Annotated in this window: 15 protein-coding genes; 10 read left to right on the top strand and 5 right to left on the bottom strand. The window is 52.7% G+C overall.

Annotated features, from left to right (window positions below; translation table 11 throughout):
• Positions 1-46: 46 nt before the first annotated feature.
• Positions 47-811 carry a hypothetical protein gene (locus tag D0B88_RS06840; protein ID WP_151056097.1) on the bottom strand — a complete coding sequence of 255 codons (765 nt, stop codon included), beginning with the start codon at positions 809-811 and terminating at the stop codon, positions 47-49.
• 82 nt (positions 812-893) lie between these two features.
• Entirely contained in the window at positions 894-2,348 is a 1,455-nt protein-coding gene (gene gnd, locus D0B88_RS06845; RefSeq protein WP_151056099.1) for a decarboxylating NADP(+)-dependent phosphogluconate dehydrogenase, read from the bottom strand.
• A 361-nt stretch (positions 2,349-2,709) separates the two neighbouring features.
• Here gnd and D0B88_RS06850 point away from each other — a divergent pair, with 361 nt between their 5' ends.
• The gene (locus D0B88_RS06850) at positions 2,710-2,949 is read left to right on the top strand and encodes a CopG family ribbon-helix-helix protein (RefSeq protein WP_007645066.1); all 240 of its coding nucleotides are present in this window, start codon (positions 2,710-2,712) and stop codon (positions 2,947-2,949) included.
• Entirely contained in the window at positions 2,939-3,235 is a 297-nt protein-coding gene (locus D0B88_RS06855) for a type II toxin-antitoxin system RelE/ParE family toxin (protein ID WP_151056101.1), read from the top strand. Before D0B88_RS06850 ends, D0B88_RS06855 begins: the two co-directional genes overlap by 11 nt.
• Here the strand turns inward: D0B88_RS06855 and queG are convergent.
• The gene (gene queG / locus D0B88_RS06860) at positions 3,232-4,344 is read right to left on the bottom strand and encodes a tRNA epoxyqueuosine(34) reductase QueG (RefSeq protein ID WP_151056103.1); all 1,113 of its coding nucleotides are present in this window, start codon (positions 4,342-4,344) and stop codon (positions 3,232-3,234) included. The two genes, D0B88_RS06855 and queG, sit on opposite strands and share 4 nt — an antisense overlap.
• A 160-nt stretch (positions 4,345-4,504) precedes the next feature.
• Here queG and D0B88_RS06865 point away from each other — a divergent pair, with 160 nt between their 5' ends.
• Both D0B88_RS06865 and D0B88_RS06870 read left to right on the top strand, forming a co-directional pair.
• Positions 4,505-5,245: an SIMPL domain-containing protein gene (locus tag D0B88_RS06865; RefSeq protein WP_007645060.1), complete on the top strand. Its 741-nt coding sequence runs from the start codon at positions 4,505-4,507 to the stop codon at positions 5,243-5,245.
• 204 nt (positions 5,246-5,449) lie between these two features.
• A complete protein-coding gene (locus tag D0B88_RS06870; protein ID WP_151056105.1) occupies positions 5,450-6,340 on the top strand; it encodes an ABC transporter substrate-binding protein in 891 nt (296 codons plus the stop codon).
• 31 nt (positions 6,341-6,371) lie between these two features.
• Here D0B88_RS06870 and D0B88_RS06875 read toward each other — a convergent pair whose 3' ends face one another.
• Both D0B88_RS06875 and D0B88_RS06880 read right to left on the bottom strand, forming a co-directional pair.
• Positions 6,372-6,770, bottom strand: coding sequence for a PilZ domain-containing protein (locus D0B88_RS06875; RefSeq protein WP_151056107.1), 399 nt, complete (start codon positions 6,768-6,770; stop codon positions 6,372-6,374).
• Positions 6,771-6,815: 45 nt separating this feature from the next.
• Positions 6,816-8,630 carry a DUF1631 family protein gene (locus D0B88_RS06880; protein ID WP_151056109.1) on the bottom strand — a complete coding sequence of 605 codons (1,815 nt, stop codon included), beginning with the start codon at positions 8,628-8,630 and terminating at the stop codon, positions 6,816-6,818.
• Between the two features lie 139 nt (positions 8,631-8,769).
• Between D0B88_RS06880 and D0B88_RS06885 the strand changes: the two genes are divergently transcribed.
• The 6 genes from D0B88_RS06885 (at position 8,770) to hfq (ending at position 15,832) form a co-directional block, all read left to right on the top strand.
• Complete coding sequence (locus D0B88_RS06885) at positions 8,770-10,263, top strand: NAD(P)H-hydrate dehydratase (protein ID WP_151056111.1); 1,494 nt, start codon at positions 8,770-8,772, stop codon at positions 10,261-10,263.
• 10 nt (positions 10,264-10,273) lie between these two features.
• Positions 10,274-10,738: a tRNA (adenosine(37)-N6)-threonylcarbamoyltransferase complex ATPase subunit type 1 TsaE gene (tsaE, locus tag D0B88_RS06890; protein ID WP_151056114.1), complete on the top strand. Its 465-nt coding sequence runs from the start codon at positions 10,274-10,276 to the stop codon at positions 10,736-10,738.
• Positions 10,739-10,874: 136 nt separating this feature from the next.
• On the top strand, positions 10,875-12,533 hold the full coding sequence (locus D0B88_RS06895) for an N-acetylmuramoyl-L-alanine amidase (RefSeq protein WP_151056116.1): 1,659 nt from the start codon (positions 10,875-10,877) through the stop codon (positions 12,531-12,533).
• Between the two features lie 23 nt (positions 12,534-12,556).
• Complete coding sequence (mutL, locus tag D0B88_RS06900) at positions 12,557-14,443, top strand: DNA mismatch repair endonuclease MutL (RefSeq protein ID WP_151056118.1); 1,887 nt, start codon at positions 12,557-12,559, stop codon at positions 14,441-14,443.
• A gap of 5 nt (positions 14,444-14,448) precedes the next feature.
• A complete protein-coding gene (gene miaA / locus D0B88_RS06905; protein ID WP_151056120.1) occupies positions 14,449-15,450 on the top strand; it encodes a tRNA (adenosine(37)-N6)-dimethylallyltransferase MiaA in 1,002 nt (333 codons plus the stop codon).
• Between the two features lie 118 nt (positions 15,451-15,568).
• Positions 15,569-15,832 (top strand): RNA chaperone Hfq, encoded by a 264-nt coding sequence (gene hfq / locus D0B88_RS06910; protein WP_007645040.1) that lies wholly within the window; start codon positions 15,569-15,571, stop codon positions 15,830-15,832.
• The last annotated feature ends 7 nt before the right edge of the window (positions 15,833-15,839 follow it).

Consider the following 15,839-nt stretch of genomic DNA (forward strand, 5'->3'; position numbering starts at 1 on the left):
TAAAGGTTTTGTTGGAAATGGCTGTCCAACCTACGTACTGCCCAACCTACTGACTAGGGATTGCAAAATTCATGTTTTGAACGATTTCATTATTATCTAAAAAGTGGACTGCTTTTATTTTATCGCTTGGTATTGTTTTGCCATTTCCCATAAAAAAAGCATCTATTCTACGTGCCGCATCATGCTCACTTTCACCGTGAATTACTTGATGTAAATAGTAAAGCGTGTTTTCCAGAGTAGTATCATCAGCTTCCCCAATAAACTCAATTAGTGCAGGTCTGGTGACTTTCATAAAGCTTTCAGTAATCACATGAAAGTTTGCTCCAACCAAGTCTTCAGCAATGTCCTCTACTGCTTCAGGGCATTGTGTGAAATGGTAATTTTTGTCTTGGGCTTTTTGTTTAAAAAGGGTTGCAAATGGACCTTCATCATCTTGCCCTAATAATTCCTTACCTAGTTTTGATAAACCGAACATAGATGATTGATGTTTTGAGTGTTCTATATTTTTAGCCAAGCCTTTGAGAAATGGAATCAGTATCTTATATCCCTCGGCTTTTGGCATAAGTCCGTTCTCAAAATAGCTATTAATATCGATAATTCGTGTGCCATGAAACCAATGGGAGGTGAGTTTTGTGGGTTCATAATTTAAGTATTGTAAAAGCTCACTAAAGCATTGATGGTGATAATCAGATACATCTTGTGTATCTTGAATTGCTTTTAGTATTTCGATAAGTCTTTCTTGTGAAAGCGATAACACATTTGATGCGCTAATGAGCGCTGATTTGTAGTTACTGCAATCTAATATTTTCATTTTGATTCCCTTTGCTTCCCAACAAAAAACCCGAACCATTTCTGATTCGGGTTTCTCGCTTTCTCACATTCCGTTTAAAAACTTAAACGTTGTAAGTGCTCGATGCTGTATTGCCGCCGCGACCAGTCCAGTTGGTGTGGAAGAACTCACCGCGTGGTTTGTCGGTGCGCTCGTAGGTGTGCGCGCCGAAGTAATCGCGTTGTGCTTGCAGCAGGTTTGCTGGCAGGCGGGCAGTGCGGTAACCGTCGAAGTAGGTCAGTGCTGAGGTGATGGTTGGAGCGGGGATTCCGTTCACAATCGCAGCAGCAGCAACACGACGCCAGCCAGCTTGGGCTGCATCAACGGTTTTAGCGAAGTAATCATCCAGCAGCAGGTTTTTCAATTCGCCATTCTTGTCGAATGCTTCTTTGATATTGCCGAGGAATGATGAACGAATGATACAGCCGCCGCGCCACATTAATGCGATGCCGCCGTAGTTCAAGTGCCAGCCGTATTCTTTGGCCGCTTCACGCATCAGCAAATAACCTTGTGCGTAAGAAATAATTTTTGATGCAAATACCGCGTTGCGCAAATCGTTGATAAAGGCTTGTTTGTCGCCAGTGAAATTCACCGCTGGGCCTTTAATGACTTTTGCGGCTTCAACACGTTCTGCTTTTTGTGATGACAAGCAACGCGCAAATACCGCTTCAGAAATCAGGGTGAGAGGAACACCTAAATCCAGTGCGATGACACCAGTCCACTTGCCAGTACCTTTTTGACCGGCGGTGTCGAGGATTTTCTCAACCAGAGGTTCGCCGTCTTCGTCTTTATAGGCAAGGATGTCGCGGGTAATTTCGATCAGGTAGGAATCGAGTTCGCCTTTGTTCCACTCGGCAAATACTTCGTGCATTTCGTCTGCGCTCAGGCCGACTACTTCTTTCAGCAATTGGTAGGCTTCGCAAATCAATTGCATATCGCCGTATTCGATACCGTTGTGCACCATTTTTACAAAGTGGCCCGCGCCGTTCTCGCCAACCCAGTCACAGCAAGGTGAGCCGTCATCCACTTTGGCGGAGATGCTTTGGAAAATGTCTTTTACAAATGGCCAGGCTTCGGGTGAACCACCGGGCATGATGGATGGGCCAGTCAACGCGCCTTCTTCACCACCGGAAACACCGGTGCCGATAAAGCGCAAACCTTTGCTCGCCAAATAAGCGGTGCGACGGTCGGTATCGGGGAAGTGGGTGTTGCCGCCGTCGATAATAATATCGCCAGCTTCCAGGTGTGGAATCAGTTGTTCGATGAAATCGTCTACTGCTTTACCAGCCTTAACCATCAGCATAATTTTGCGTGGCTTAGCGAGTGACGCTACCAATTCTTCAATCGAGCGTGCGCCGCGAATGGTTTTACCTGCAGCGCGGCCAGCGATGAAGCTGTCTACTTTTTCTACTGAGCGGTTGTAAGCGGTAACTGTATAGCCTTTGCTAGCCATGTTCAGGATGAGGTTTTCGCCCATCACGGCCAAGCCAACCAAGCCTATATCGGAAAGTGGTTTCATAGTAGTAATAGCCTATCGTTGTGGTTGATGTCCTACCCGGGAGAACCTTGCAACAGGGGCAGTTCCGGCAGCGAATGTCACCAAACTGTGATCCTGCGGCGTTCAGGGAGCAGTGATTGACCGATTTCAATCCTTATAGTGCAGTTCTTGATAACTGTATCTGTCCAGCCTGCCGCACTTTTTGAAGGGTGCGTATTATTCCTGTTTGCGCGCCAAAAAAATAGCCGACCGGCCCATTCTTCTGGCTATTTTGGCGATTGATTGTGGCAATGCTCCTCCTTTGAGTTCTGAAATTGGCGCATGACAAGGTGGCAAGGTGTGGCCTATAGTTGAGGTTGCATGAGAACCTCGGAGAATCAGCATGAGTTTAAAAGCGACGTCGGTTAGATTGGATGATGAAACCCTTGAGCGGGTGGGAAAGATGGCAGAGGCCATGGATAGGCCACGCGCTTGGTTGATGGCGCACGCAATCAAGCAGTTTGTAGAGCGTGAAGATTGGTTTATTCGCGAAGTAGAAAAAGGTGTGAGCGCGGCTGACAAGGGCCAGTTGGTTGATCACGCGGAGCTTAAAGCCAAATGGGAGGCCAAGCGTGCAACTTAAATGGACTGATTTAGCGGAAAAGGATTTGGACAATATTGAAACCTACATCGCCACCGAAAACAGCCCTCTTGTCGCGGTGGATGCTGTGCTTAAAGTGCTCAATAGTTGTGAATTGATTTTATCCAATCACCCTCAAGCAGGTCGCCCCGGTCGAGTCAGCGGTACCCGCGAGCTAGTGATTAACGGCCTCCCATTAATCGTCGTCTACCGCATTGTTGATCGGTTGGATCAATTGCAAATTTTGCGTGTATTGCATGATGCGCAGCAGTGGCCTGTGGGTGATTAATCCTCGCGTTTGATTTTCCGTTTGCGCCGCCGCTCAGGCGCGGCCTGTTGCGCCAACGCCCACTCGATATGTTCTTGTACCAACTCCGAGCAAGACTCTTTTTTGGCGGTTAATGCCGCAACAATCCGCGCATCACTCGGCGCATTACCCAAGCCCACGGCGATATTGCGCAGCCAGCCTTCATAGCCCACGCGGCGAATGGCGGAGCCTTCGGTTCTTGCTAAAAATTCGTCTTCGGTCCAATTAAACAGGTCGACCAAATCGCTATCGGCCAAGCCGTGGCGGGGTAAAAAATCGGTCTCGCCACTGAATTGCGCGTATTTATTCCAGGGGCAGATGGCTTGGCAGTCGTCGCAGCCGAAAATGCGGTTGCCGATGGGTTCGCGGAATTCTGCGGGAATCGCGCCTTTATTTTCGATGGTTAAATAGGAAATGCAGCGGCGTGCGTCCAGTTCGTAAGGGCGGGGAAATGCGTCGGTGGGGCAAACTTTTAAACAGGCGGTGCACTCTCCACATTGATTGGGTTGTTGCGGTTCATCCACCGGCAGTGGCACGAAAGTGTAAATCTCGCCGAGGAAAAACCAACTGCCCGCGTTGCTATTAATAATCAGGGTGTGTTTGCCCGTCCAGCCCAGCCCGGCTTTTTCCGCCAGCGGGCGTTCCATCACCGGTGCGCTATCCACAAAGGCGCGATTTTGGCCTTTAAATTCATAATCCTCTGGCAATGCATCATCAATTTTTTGCGCCAGAATACTCAGGCGTTTGCGGATGAGTTTGTGATAATCCCGCCCTAAGGTGTAGCGCGAAATATAGGCTTTGGTCGGGTCTTTGAGGATTTTGATTTGCTGGGTGTCGCCAGGTAAATAATCCATGCGCACGGAAATGACCCGCACCGTGCCGGGCAACAATTCTGCCGGGCGCGAACGTTTATTGCCGTGGGCGGCGAGCCATTCCATGCTGCCGTGATAACCCTTGGCAAGCCATTCCTGCAGGCGATCTTCTGCCTCGGCCAAATCGATATCGGTAATGCCCACCTGCTGAAAGCCCAGTTCGCGGCCCCAGAGTTTGATGTTGTCGGCAAGTTGATGGAGATCGAGTGAGCTGGACATGGTTGGCGCGTCAAAAGAAAAGTGCGTCATTTTGCCTGAAATCAGACGCCGTTACATTTTTAAACAGTTGAGTTGGCCGGTATTCAGGCTCAGCCGCTATAGTGCACTTCGTTTATCAAGCTTGTTTGTTAATTTGGTCGGTCAAAAAAAGGAGTCACCTGTGAAAGTAAATCATCGTTTTGGATTGTGGGCGCTGTTGAGTGCTGCTGCGCTGCTGAGCGCTAATGCTATGGCTACACCGCTGCCGCAACAGCCGCATGTGTACGTAGAGGGAGCGGCCGAGTTGGAAGTCGAGCCGGATATGATGGTATTTACCTTGAGCATTCAAACCGTGGATCTGGATTTGGCCAAAGCCAAGGCCGATGTGGATGCACGTTCCCGTTTGCTGATCGACACCCTGAAAAAGTTTGGCGTGAAAGCCGATGACATCGCGACTACCGCGTTGAACATTCGCCCCGAATATGACTACAAAGACAATCAGCGTGTATTGACCGGCAATAACGTATCGCGTCAGGTAGATATTAATTTGCGCGATTTAAAAAAATATCCCGAACTGATGAAGGCGCTCGTCGATGCAAAAGTGTCTGAAACCATCAACACCCAATTGACTTTGAGCGATAAAAAATCGGTTGAAGAAAAAGTGCAGACGGCGGCAATGAACGATGCCAAAGCCCGCGCGAGTCGCTTGGCTAAGGCCCAGGGCAGAGTGGTGGGCGACCCATGGTCCATTTCTGAATTTAATAATCGCGGCAATGAGCGCTGGGAACTGCGGCCTAATCGCGAGTTGATGGGCAGTTCTGCCAAGCTTGAGATGGTTCGTATGAGCGATTCCGCTGAACCCTTTGAGCCGGGGGTGATGAAAATTACTGCCCAGGTTTATGTGGTTTATTTGCTCAAATAAGCGCGCGATTTTAAAAAAGTAGTTATAAAAACTGGCACCTAACGCGTGCCAGTTTTTTTTGCATTCGTTTTCATTGGTTTTTTCTGTTTCTTTTCGCGTCAGATTATCCGGCGCTCTCTATACTCAAGCAGTTACAGACATCATTTTCTGTTTATAAATAAGATAAAAATCAGATGTCGTCCCGGTATTTTGCTTGAGGTCACTATGCTTACTCGTCCAATCAATTGCTGCGCAATTACCCTGTTGTCCTGCTGTGTGCTGGCCTTGCTCGCGCTATCGCCCACCAGTTTGGCACAGCAAACTAAACGTATTACGGTTATGCCTGCCATCACCGATATAGATCGCTATTCCGTGCGCATGTTGACCCTGGCCTTGGCACGCGCTGACACCCAATATGAAATTATCCCCGACGCTGACGGCGGCCACCGCACCCAGGGGCGCTATATAGAAGATCTGCGGGCCGGGCGCATTGATGTGATGTGGGCCGCTTCTGATGCGAGCATTGAGGCGCAGGTGCCACCGGTGCGTATTCCCCTGTTAAAAGGCTTGCTGGGGCATCGCATTTTTTTAATTCACAAAAATAGCCAGCATAAATTCGATGCGGTAAATACGCTCGATGATTTAAAGAAATTAAAACTCGGGCAGGGCTCCACCTGGGCGGATACCAATATTTTGGAGAGTAACGGCCTCACGGTGGTGAAAACCCAAAAATACGGCAACCTATTTTATATGCTCGACGGTGGCCGCTTTGATGCGTTTCCGCGGGGTGTGCAGGAACCCTGGGGCGAGGTCAATAAAATTCCCGGGCTGGAGTTGGCGGTAGAAAAGCGGTTGATGTTGGTTTACAAAATGCCATTTTATTTATTTGTGGCGCCCGACAACCAGGCGCTGGCACGAGATATCGAAAATGGTTTCAATGCGATGATCGCTGATGGGACTTTCGATTATGAATTTTTGAATGATCCCTCAATCAAAAAAGTCATTGACTTGGCCGACCTGAAAAACCGTAAGGTATTTTATTTGGATAACCCGGCGCTGCCCAAAGCCACACCGGTTGATCGCCCGGAACTGTGGCTGGATATTAATAGTTTGTAATCACGTCATGCGCTGCGGTTGATGCAGATTCCTAATCGGCACAACGCTGCGCAATAAATTCCTTCCATTCCACAATATCGGTTCCGGCGGAATCAAACAGGCTCAAACCAATCAAAAAGTCGCCATCATCGCCGTAGGGGCGACACCATTTCACTTCAGTGACCAATAAAAATTGCCGGTCACTCGCGGCATCGCGAATACAGCAGCGCAAAATATTGTCGGTGGGTACAGCTTGCGGTGCTATGGCGCGCAGGCCGTTGGCGGAAATATCCAGGCTGTTGCTAACCACCAGTGTGGGCTCGCTGTCGGCGGGGCTGTCGAGTTCAATAATTACCGTGAGTTGATTGTTCAGGCGATATTCCTGACGCTGCTCTTCTGGTTGTTTTTCCTGTTGCTCCGGCGAATGTTTTTTTGTGTCGTTATTATTCATAGTGATCTTCCTGTACACCGCTAGGGTTAATTGTTATGGCGCGGGTTAATTGACATCGCGACGTAAACCGCGAATCACTTTGGCGAGTTGTTCTTCAAAGTTGTCACCGTTGCGCAACACTTTTAACTCGCCGCTAATCAGTTGCTGCACCAGTTGTTCGCGGCTGTATTCGGCAACTTTGCGCCCAACCTGATCGGCGAAAATATATTTGCCCGTGGCTCCAATAATCACCGAGAGTTTGGCGCGTAGGCCGGGGGCGGTGTTGGCGTTATTAATTTCCAGCCAGGCACCTACTTGTAACTCATTCGCCGTTGTCGCTGCTGTCTGTTCACGTTGCAGGGCTTCTGCGGCTTGCGCTGCTTCCCGCTCGCGGGTGAGGCGCGCTTGTTCGGCGGCTTGTTCAGCGGCGCGGCGCTGCTGTTCGTCGGCGAGCAAACGGGCTTCGGCCATGGCTTTGTGCGCGGCGGCCTGGCGTGCGTCCAACTCGGCTTGCAGGCGCGCTTGCTCCGCCTGACGTTCGCGCTCAGCCGCTTCCTTCAGTGCTTCTTGCTCCGCCATAAAGGCGCGCACGAGTGCTTCGGCTTTTTGTTTTTGTTTGAGCAGTTGGACTTTTACGCACTGATTAGCTTGAGTAATGAGTGCTGTGAGTTGCTGCTCAATAATCATCGCCAGGGGTGTTAACTGCAATGGCTGGGCGAGACCGGTGGAGAGGCAGAGGGCAAAATCCTTATTGGTTTTGCTCATTACCTTGCGCCCAGTGTGATCGACAAATAGCAGTTGGTCGAGGTTGGCATCCTTGAGTACCAATTTGCAGCGAATCGCCTCCTGACCATCGCCGCGCATCACAATCCAATCGCCAATCTTCACCGTTTCGGTGGCCTGTAGTAGCGCCAGTGGTACCTTGGTCTTGGCGGTGGTTTGACCGTCGGGCAGCGGCAGCGCGGGGAAGAGGGCGATCTCTTGTGGCTGCTTTTGTATCGCCATCATCAAGCACTGGCTGAGCTGGTCGACTAGCTGTTGGTAGGCTTGGGTGTTGCTTGTGGTGTGTGCAAGGCTGCGCTCCAGTTCAGTGAGCAAGGCCGGAATTTGGCTATAGAGCTGTTGATCATCAACCTGAATATTGCCGTGTGAAAAGAGTTGCCCCAGTGAGGGCAGGATGCGCTGCCAGTGCACCCAGAGTGGCAGCTCGTTCAATGCGGCGGCTGGTGTATTGAACGCCCAGTATTGCAATTCGCTTTTGAGACTGAGGGTGATGGCTGAATGCAGATCGAGTGGCAGTGGGCGCTGCGCCAGATGATTATTGAGCAGTGTCACTACCCGTGTTTGCGCGAGTGTAAGCTTCTGGTTGCCCAGTTCGGTTTCGCACAGGCGATTCTCCAGCAGTGTGGCGCGTTTGTCCTCACTGGCGAGCCACTGGCTAAATTCGCTCAGTGCACTCTCGGGAGCGGTTTTGTTTTGCCAGTGCGCCGTCAGGGTATTGAGGAGACTACTGATTCGATCATAGAACTGCTGGCTGGGTTTGGCATCGCGCGCATACCAGTGACTGGTGGCGGGCAGTATCGATTCCAAGGTGCGGCGCAAAGGGTGATCGATGTCGCTGTAAAAGCGGTCGTCCTGTGCAATTTGTGCGACCAGAGCAGTTTCAACAGCGGCAAACAGCGGCAGTAGTTGCAGATCCAACTGTGGTCGGGCAATTAGCTGGCGATAGACCCGAGTCGCCAATTCCTGACGTAGCTCGTCTGGCGTTCTTGTATCGATCGTTTTATCGCTGGCGGCCGGAGTGTTGGCGAGGGTGGCAAGGGCGTCACCGAGGTGATTGCCATCACCGCGCAAAATAGCCTGTACATCAAAACTGGGCATGGGGGTCTCTTGGTATCTGCTGCGGCCTTCAATATAGCCAATTCACCGGCGTTCTGCCTTAACCCTTGTGAAGCAAGTTGCGTATAATCGCGCCTCATTCAAGTTGCCCCTATTTTTTGCTGCCCAGGCTGACCCTTTCATGAAAATTACTGCCAGTTCGCCCCTGCTTTATACCGCTGCTGAAACCTACGCGCTGGATGCTGCTGCTATCGCCAGCGGTATTCCCGCGATCCAGCTAATGAAGCGCGCTGGGAGAGCGGCCTATGATTTGTTGCTAGAGCGCTTTCCATCGCCCGCCCGCGTCACGGTTTACTGCGGTGGCGGCAATAACGGTGGCGATGGCTACATTCTGGCGGCGCTCGCCGCCCAGCGGTTAGTGCCGGTGCAGGTAATACAGCTGACTCCCGCGGATAAGCTAAGTGGCGAAGCGCGCCAGGCGTATGACTTTGCCGTGCAAGAAGGTGTGCTCATGCAGGTTTTCACGGCTGCCAGTGCGCCTGCGGAGGGTGTGATTGTGGATGCACTGCTGGGCATTGGCCTGCGCGATGCACCGCGTGCGGAATTTGCGGCGGCGATTGAACAGATCAACACCAGTGGTTTGCCGGTGTTGGCGCTGGATATTCCCTCTGGCCTACATGCCGATACCGGTGCCGTTGCCGGTGCGGTAGTCAACGCCAGCCTGACCCTGACTTTTATCGCCACCAAGCGCGGCCTGCTCACGGGGCGCGGCCCGGCAGTGTGTGGTGAGTTAGTGCTTGCTAATCTGGATGTGCCTGAAGTGACTTACACGGCGGCATCGCCCAGTGCTGAACGTGTGCAATTGGCAGAGTTGCAAGGCTTGCTCGCACCGCGCGCGGCCGATGCGCACAAAGGCGATTTTGGCCATGTGATGGTGATTGGTGGCGATACCGGCTATGGCGGCGCGGCGCTGATGGCGGCAGAAGCGGCAGCGCGTTCTGGTGCCGGTTTGGTGAGTATCGCCACGCGCCCCGAACACATCCCGGCAATTCTTGCTCGTCGCCCGGAGATTATGGCTTGCGGTGTGGTTTCCGGTCAGGAGCTGGAACCGCTGCTAGCGCGTCCAACCCTGTTGGTGGTCGGCCCCGGTCTTGGTCGCTCGCCGTGGTCGGAGCAGATGTTGCAGCAGGCAGTTAAAAGTGGCCTGCCCATGGTGTTGGATGCGGATGCACTTAATATCCTCGCCGAGGGTCGTGTGGTGCCAGCGAGCGTTAAACGCGATAACTGGGTATTCACCCCCCATCCCGCTGAAGCCGCTCGTTTGCTAGGCATCACCACCGCGGAAGTTCAAGCCGACCGCTTCGCCGCCGTGCAGGCGATCCAAGTCCGTTACAACGCCACGGTCATCCTTAAAGGTGCTGGTAGTTTGGTCGCCGCCAATGGCGACAAGATCGCGGTAGTCACCGACGGCAACCCCGGTATGGCTACCGGCGGTATGGGCGATGTACTCTCGGGTATCCTCGGCGCACTTATCGCCCAAGGGCTGAGTCAGCCAGATGCAGCACGGTTGGGTGCAGTAGTTCATGCCTGCGCGGCAGATTTGGCGGCTGATGACGTGGGCCAGCGCAGCCTGCTCGCCACCGATTTGATCCCCTATTTGGGCGAATTGCTCTAAGGAGTCGGCGGTGGAAACATTGGAATACATCATCGATAACGACAGCGACATGGTCGCCTTTGGCGAGCAGCTCGGCGCTATCTTCGCTGCTCATGACGGCCCGCTCTCGGTGCATTTGTGCGGCACCCTGGGCGCCGGTAAAACCACCCTCACACGCGGCATACTGCGAGCGTTTGGTCACACCGGTGCAGTAAAAAGCCCCACCTACACCTTGGTGGAGGCCTATGAATTTGGCGTGCGCCGGGTATACCACTTTGATTTATACCGCCTGGGCGATCCTGAAGAGCTTGAATACATGGGTATTCGCGATTACTTCATCGAGCAAAACCTCTGTCTGCTGGAGTGGCCTGAGCGCGGTGAAGGTGTGCTGCCCACGCCGGATCTGGTGATCAATATTTTCGTGCAGGGCGAGGGGCGTCGCTTGGAATTGCGAGCGACCAATCCGCTATTGCACGCACTGCTGGCCAAGCGTTAGCCTTTTTTGCTAGGGGCAAAAGCCCCTTTTGCGGTAGAGTGCGAGCCATGTGCCACGGCGTTTAGCGCTGTTTGGTGCGCCATATCCCTATAAAAACTGCTGAATGGGTGTTTGTCTGTTGAGATTGTCTATATCTATGGTTCGCTGGCTGAACTGGGTTTGCTGCCTGGGGGTGCTACTTGCGCCTCTGGCTTTTGCGGCGAAAGTGGATGGTGTGCGCGTGTGGCGCGCGCCGGATCACACGCGCATCGTGCTGGATCTGGATGCGCCCGTGCAGCACAGCCTGACGCTCGCGGCTAACCCTGAGCGCATTATTGTCGATGTTCCCAAAACCAGCCTCAAAGCCCCGCTGGGCCAGTTGCCTTTGGCGGATACGCCGGTGTTGGCGGTGCGCTCCTCGGTTCAAACGAATGGCGATTTGCGTCTGGTATTTGATTTAAAAGCCAAGGTCGCGCCCAACAGTTTTTTACTCAAAGCCCACGGCGGAATGCATGACCGTCTGGTGATCGACCTCTACGACGAAACACCCTCAACCGCCACCGCTGCGCCGGCGACTACCCCTGCAGCGGTTCCTACCGCCTCCGCAACCACCGCTCCAGCAGCCACCAAACCTGCCGTTGTCGATAAACCGGCAGTAGTCCCCGCACAACCCGCTAGTAAGCCAGTAGCCAAAGCTGATCTTAGCGGCAAACGGTTTATTGTTATCGCGGTGGATGCTGGTCACGGCGGGGAAGACCCAGGCGCCCTAGGCCCCAATCGCCTGCGCGAAAAAGATGTGACGCTGATGATCGCCAAAGAGCTGGTTGCGGCGATTAACGCCCAGCCCGGGTTTACCGGCAAGCTCACGCGCACCGGCGATTATTTTATCCCGCTGAAAAAACGCCGTGATTTGGCGCGCAATATGAAGGCGGATTTGTTTGTCTCTATTCACGCCGATGCCTTTACCAAAGCCAGCGCGCGCGGCGCCTCGGTGTTTGCCTTGTCGCGTCATGGCGCCACCTCGGAAACCGCGCGCTTTTTGGCCGAGCGTGAAAATGAATCGGATTTGATCGGCGGGGTGGGCGATATTCGCCTTGATGATAAGGATCAGGTGCTGGCCGGGGTGTTGGTGGATTTGTCGATGACGGCAACGTTGAATTCCAGTTTGCAGGTCGGCCAGCAGGTGCTCAGCTCCATGGGTGGTATTGCGCATTTGCACAAGCGCCATGTGGAACAGGCGGGCTTTTTGGTGTTGAAATCGCCTGATGTGCCGTCGATTCTGGTGGAGACCGGTTTTATTTCCAACCCCGGTGAGGCGCGCAAATTGGCCACACCGGCGTATCGCAAACAAATGGCGCAATCGGTATTTAAAGGTATTCGCCAGCATTTTTACCAGCATCCGCCAGCGGGCACTTATGTTGCGGCGCAAGTGGAATCCGGTGCCGGCGGCGGTTTTGAGCGGCAGCATGCGGTGGCCGCTGGAGACAGCTTATCCGGCATTGCCAATCGCTACGGCGTGAGCATGCAGCGGTTGATGCAGTACAACAATTTACGTTCGACCAGCGTGAATATCGGCCAGACCTTAAAAATTCCGGCGACCAACTCACCTGCCGTTGCCCAGTCGCAACCTGCGCCTACCGCGCGCCCACAAGCGCAAATCGCCACTGCACCGCGGATGCACCGCGTGGTGGCCGGCGATACCTTGTCGCGTATTGCCAGCCGTTACGGCGTGAGTGCCAGCGCGATCCAGCGCCATAACAATATGAAAAGTACGACCGTAAAACTGGGTCAAACCCTGAAAATCCCCACTTCCTGATTCATCGCCGCGATTGGTTTCCCATGCGAAAAATTAAATTGCTCAGCCCGCGCCTCGCCAACCAGATTGCTGCTGGCGAGGTTGTTGAACGTCCATCCTCGGTGATTAAAGAGCTGCTGGAAAATTCACTCGACGCCGGTGCAACGCGTTTGGAAATTGATATTGAAGAGGGCGGCATCAAGCTCATGCGTGTGCGTGACAACGGCGGCGGCATTGATAAAGACGATTTGCCACTCGCACTCAGCCGTCACGCCACCAGTAAAATTTATGAATTGGATGATCTCGAGGCAGTTGCTACGTTAGGTTTTCGCGGCGAGGCTTTGGCGAGTATCAGTTCGGTCGCGCGTCTGGCGTTGATTAGTAGCACCAATGACGACAGCGCAGGTTGGCAGGTAGTCGCCGAAGGGCGCGATATGGAAACGCAATTATCGCCTGCACCACACCCGCGCGGCACTACTGTTGAGGTGCGCGATTTGTTTTTTAATACGCCTGCGCGCCGTAAATTTTTACGCACCGATAAAACGGAATACACCCATCTTGAGGATGTCGTAAAACGCTTGGCATTATCACGTTTTGATGTCGCGTTTAATTTGCGCCACAACGGCCGTGCCATTTATTCCTGGCGTGCGGGTGATTCTCAGCTCGAGCAAGAGCGTCGCGTCGCTCAGGTGTGTGGCCCGGCGTTTATGGAAAATGCGGTGCACCTTGATATAGAGCGCAACGGTTTTCGTTTGTGGGGTTGGGTGGCGCTGCCCACCTTTTCGCGCAGCCAGGCAGACTTGCAGCACTTTTATGTGAATGGTCGCGCGATTCGCGACAAGCTCGTCAGCCACGCTGTGCGTCAGGCTTATCAGGATGTGTTGTACCACGGGCGCCATCCGGCTTTTGTATTGTATTTGGAACTGGATCCCTCCACCGTGGATGTGAATGTGCATCCCACTAAACACGAAGTGCGTTTTCGCGATAATCGCAACGTGCACGACTTCATCTACTCAAGCTTGCATCACGCACTCGCAAAAGTTCGCCCGGAAGATACGCTTGCAAAACGCGAACTGGGTGAAGGCGCCGATGAAGTTTCCGGTATAAATCCATTTGCACTTTCATCTACCAAACCGATTCAAGGCATTGCGGCGGGCGAATTCAAAGGGCAGGAGAGTATGGGCTTTCGTGCGGCGTCCGGCGCGAGTCATTATTCATCGTCAAATTACCAGCCTGCACAAATTAATCCCGGTGCTGTGCGTGAACAGATGGCGACCTATGGCGAGTTGCATCGCCCCGCAAATCCCACGGCAACTTATGCTTTGCCGGAATCTGCTAGCGACGAGATTCCCCCACTGGGTTATGCCATCGCACAATTAAAAGGTATTTATATTCTCGCGGAAAATGCGCAGGGTTTAATTGTGGTTGACATGCACGCGGCGCACGAGCGCGTGACTTACGAGCGTATGAAAGAGTCGTTTCACTGTGGCGGTTTGCAAACCCAGCCACTGCTAGTGCCTGAGTCGATAGCGGTCAGCGAAAAAGAAGCGGACTTTGCCGAAAATTTTAGCGAGGTATTCAAAGCGCTCGGCTTTGAGTTGCAGCGCGCTGGCCCGGAAACTTTATTAATTCGCCAGCTACCGGTCATTTTAAATCGCGCCAAAGTTGAGCAATTGGTGCGCGATGTTTTATCCGATTTGATTGAGCACGGTAGCAGCGAGCGCATCCAACATCACATCAACGAAATTCTTGGCACCATGGCCTGCCACGGCTCGGTGCGTGCCAATCGCAAACTGACCATTCCCGAAATGAATGCGCTGCTGCGCGATATGGAGGCGACCGAGCGCAGTGGTCAGTGCAACCACGGCCGACCCACCTGGCTGCTGCAATCGCTCGACGATCTCGACAAAATGTTTATGCGTGGGCAATAACAATCATGACAACAACTGCGCAGAAACCGCTGGTAATTTTTTTGATGGGGCCAACAGCCTCGGGCAAAACGGACTTGGCGATCAGCTTGAGCAAATTATTGCCGGTGGAGTTAATCAGCGTGGATTCGGCGCTGGTTTATCGCGGTATGGATATTGGTTCGGCCAAACCCAGTGCCGCCGAATTGGCGGAAACCCCGCATCGCCTGATTGATATCCGCGACCCGGCAGAGCCCTATTCCGTTGCCGATTTTGTCGCCGATGCCGAGCGCGAAATTAATGCGATCCACGCGCAGGGGAAAATTCCACTCTTAGTTGGCGGCACCATGCTCTATTTTCGTGCGCTGCTCGATGGCTTGGCCGAAATGCCTGCCGCAGATACTGAAGTGCGTGCGCAAATTGAACGTGAAGCGGCAGAGTTCGGTTGGCCGCATATCCATGCCCAGCTCGCCTTGGTTGACCCGCAGACTGCCGCCGACATTCACCCCAATCATTCGCAGCGGCTTAGTCGCGCGCTGGAAGTTTATCGCGTGAGTGGTAAAACCATGGCGCAATTGCGTGAGGTGCAACATGCACAGCCGCAAACCAGTGCGTTTTGTGAGCGCTTTACTGTTTATCAAATTGCCATAGCACCACGTGATCGCGCCACCTTGCATCGGCGTATTGCTGAACGATTCGAAAAAATGCTGGTCAGTGGTTTAGTAAATGAAGTGCGGGCGCTTTATGCGCGCGGTGATCTGCAACCCGATTTGCCTGCCATTCGTGCGGTGGGTTACCGCCAAGTGTGGGATTATCTTGATGGGCGAGTCGATTACAACGAAATGCGTGAGCGTGGAATTATCGCTACCCGGCAGTTAGCCAAGAGACAATTTACTTGGTTGCGCGGTTGGTCGACAAGCTCAAATAGTGAACTACACTGGTTAAGCACGGAGACTGATCAGGGAATTTCACTCACGAAGGAAGAAATTGTGCATTGCGCCTTGAATTTTATAGGTCGCACCGCCATATAATGCCCACGTGAGAAGCCTAATCTGATTTTCATGCTTTCTTCCACCTCCTCCCGATGGATCTATTGGGTGTTTTAGGTGGGTAAATTACTATAATTTTTATTGTCCCTAGGAGATAAACATGTCAAAAGGGCATAGCTTACAAGACCCTTACCTGAACGTTCTGCGCAAAGAGCGTGTGCCTGTATCCATTTACCTGGTAAATGGAATTAAGTTACAAGGCCAGGTTGAGTCATTTGATCAGTTTGTCGTGCTGTTGAAAAACACCGTAAGCCAAATGGTTTACAAGCATGCAATCTCCACTGTTGTTCCATCCCGTGCTGTTCGCGTTCCGCTGTTGAACGAAGGCGGCGTTGAAGGTGAAGAAGACGAGCAAGCCGAGTAATCTATCA

The organism is Cellvibrio sp. KY-YJ-3 (assembly GCF_008806955.1).
Taxonomy (GTDB): domain Bacteria; phylum Pseudomonadota; class Gammaproteobacteria; order Pseudomonadales; family Cellvibrionaceae; genus Cellvibrio.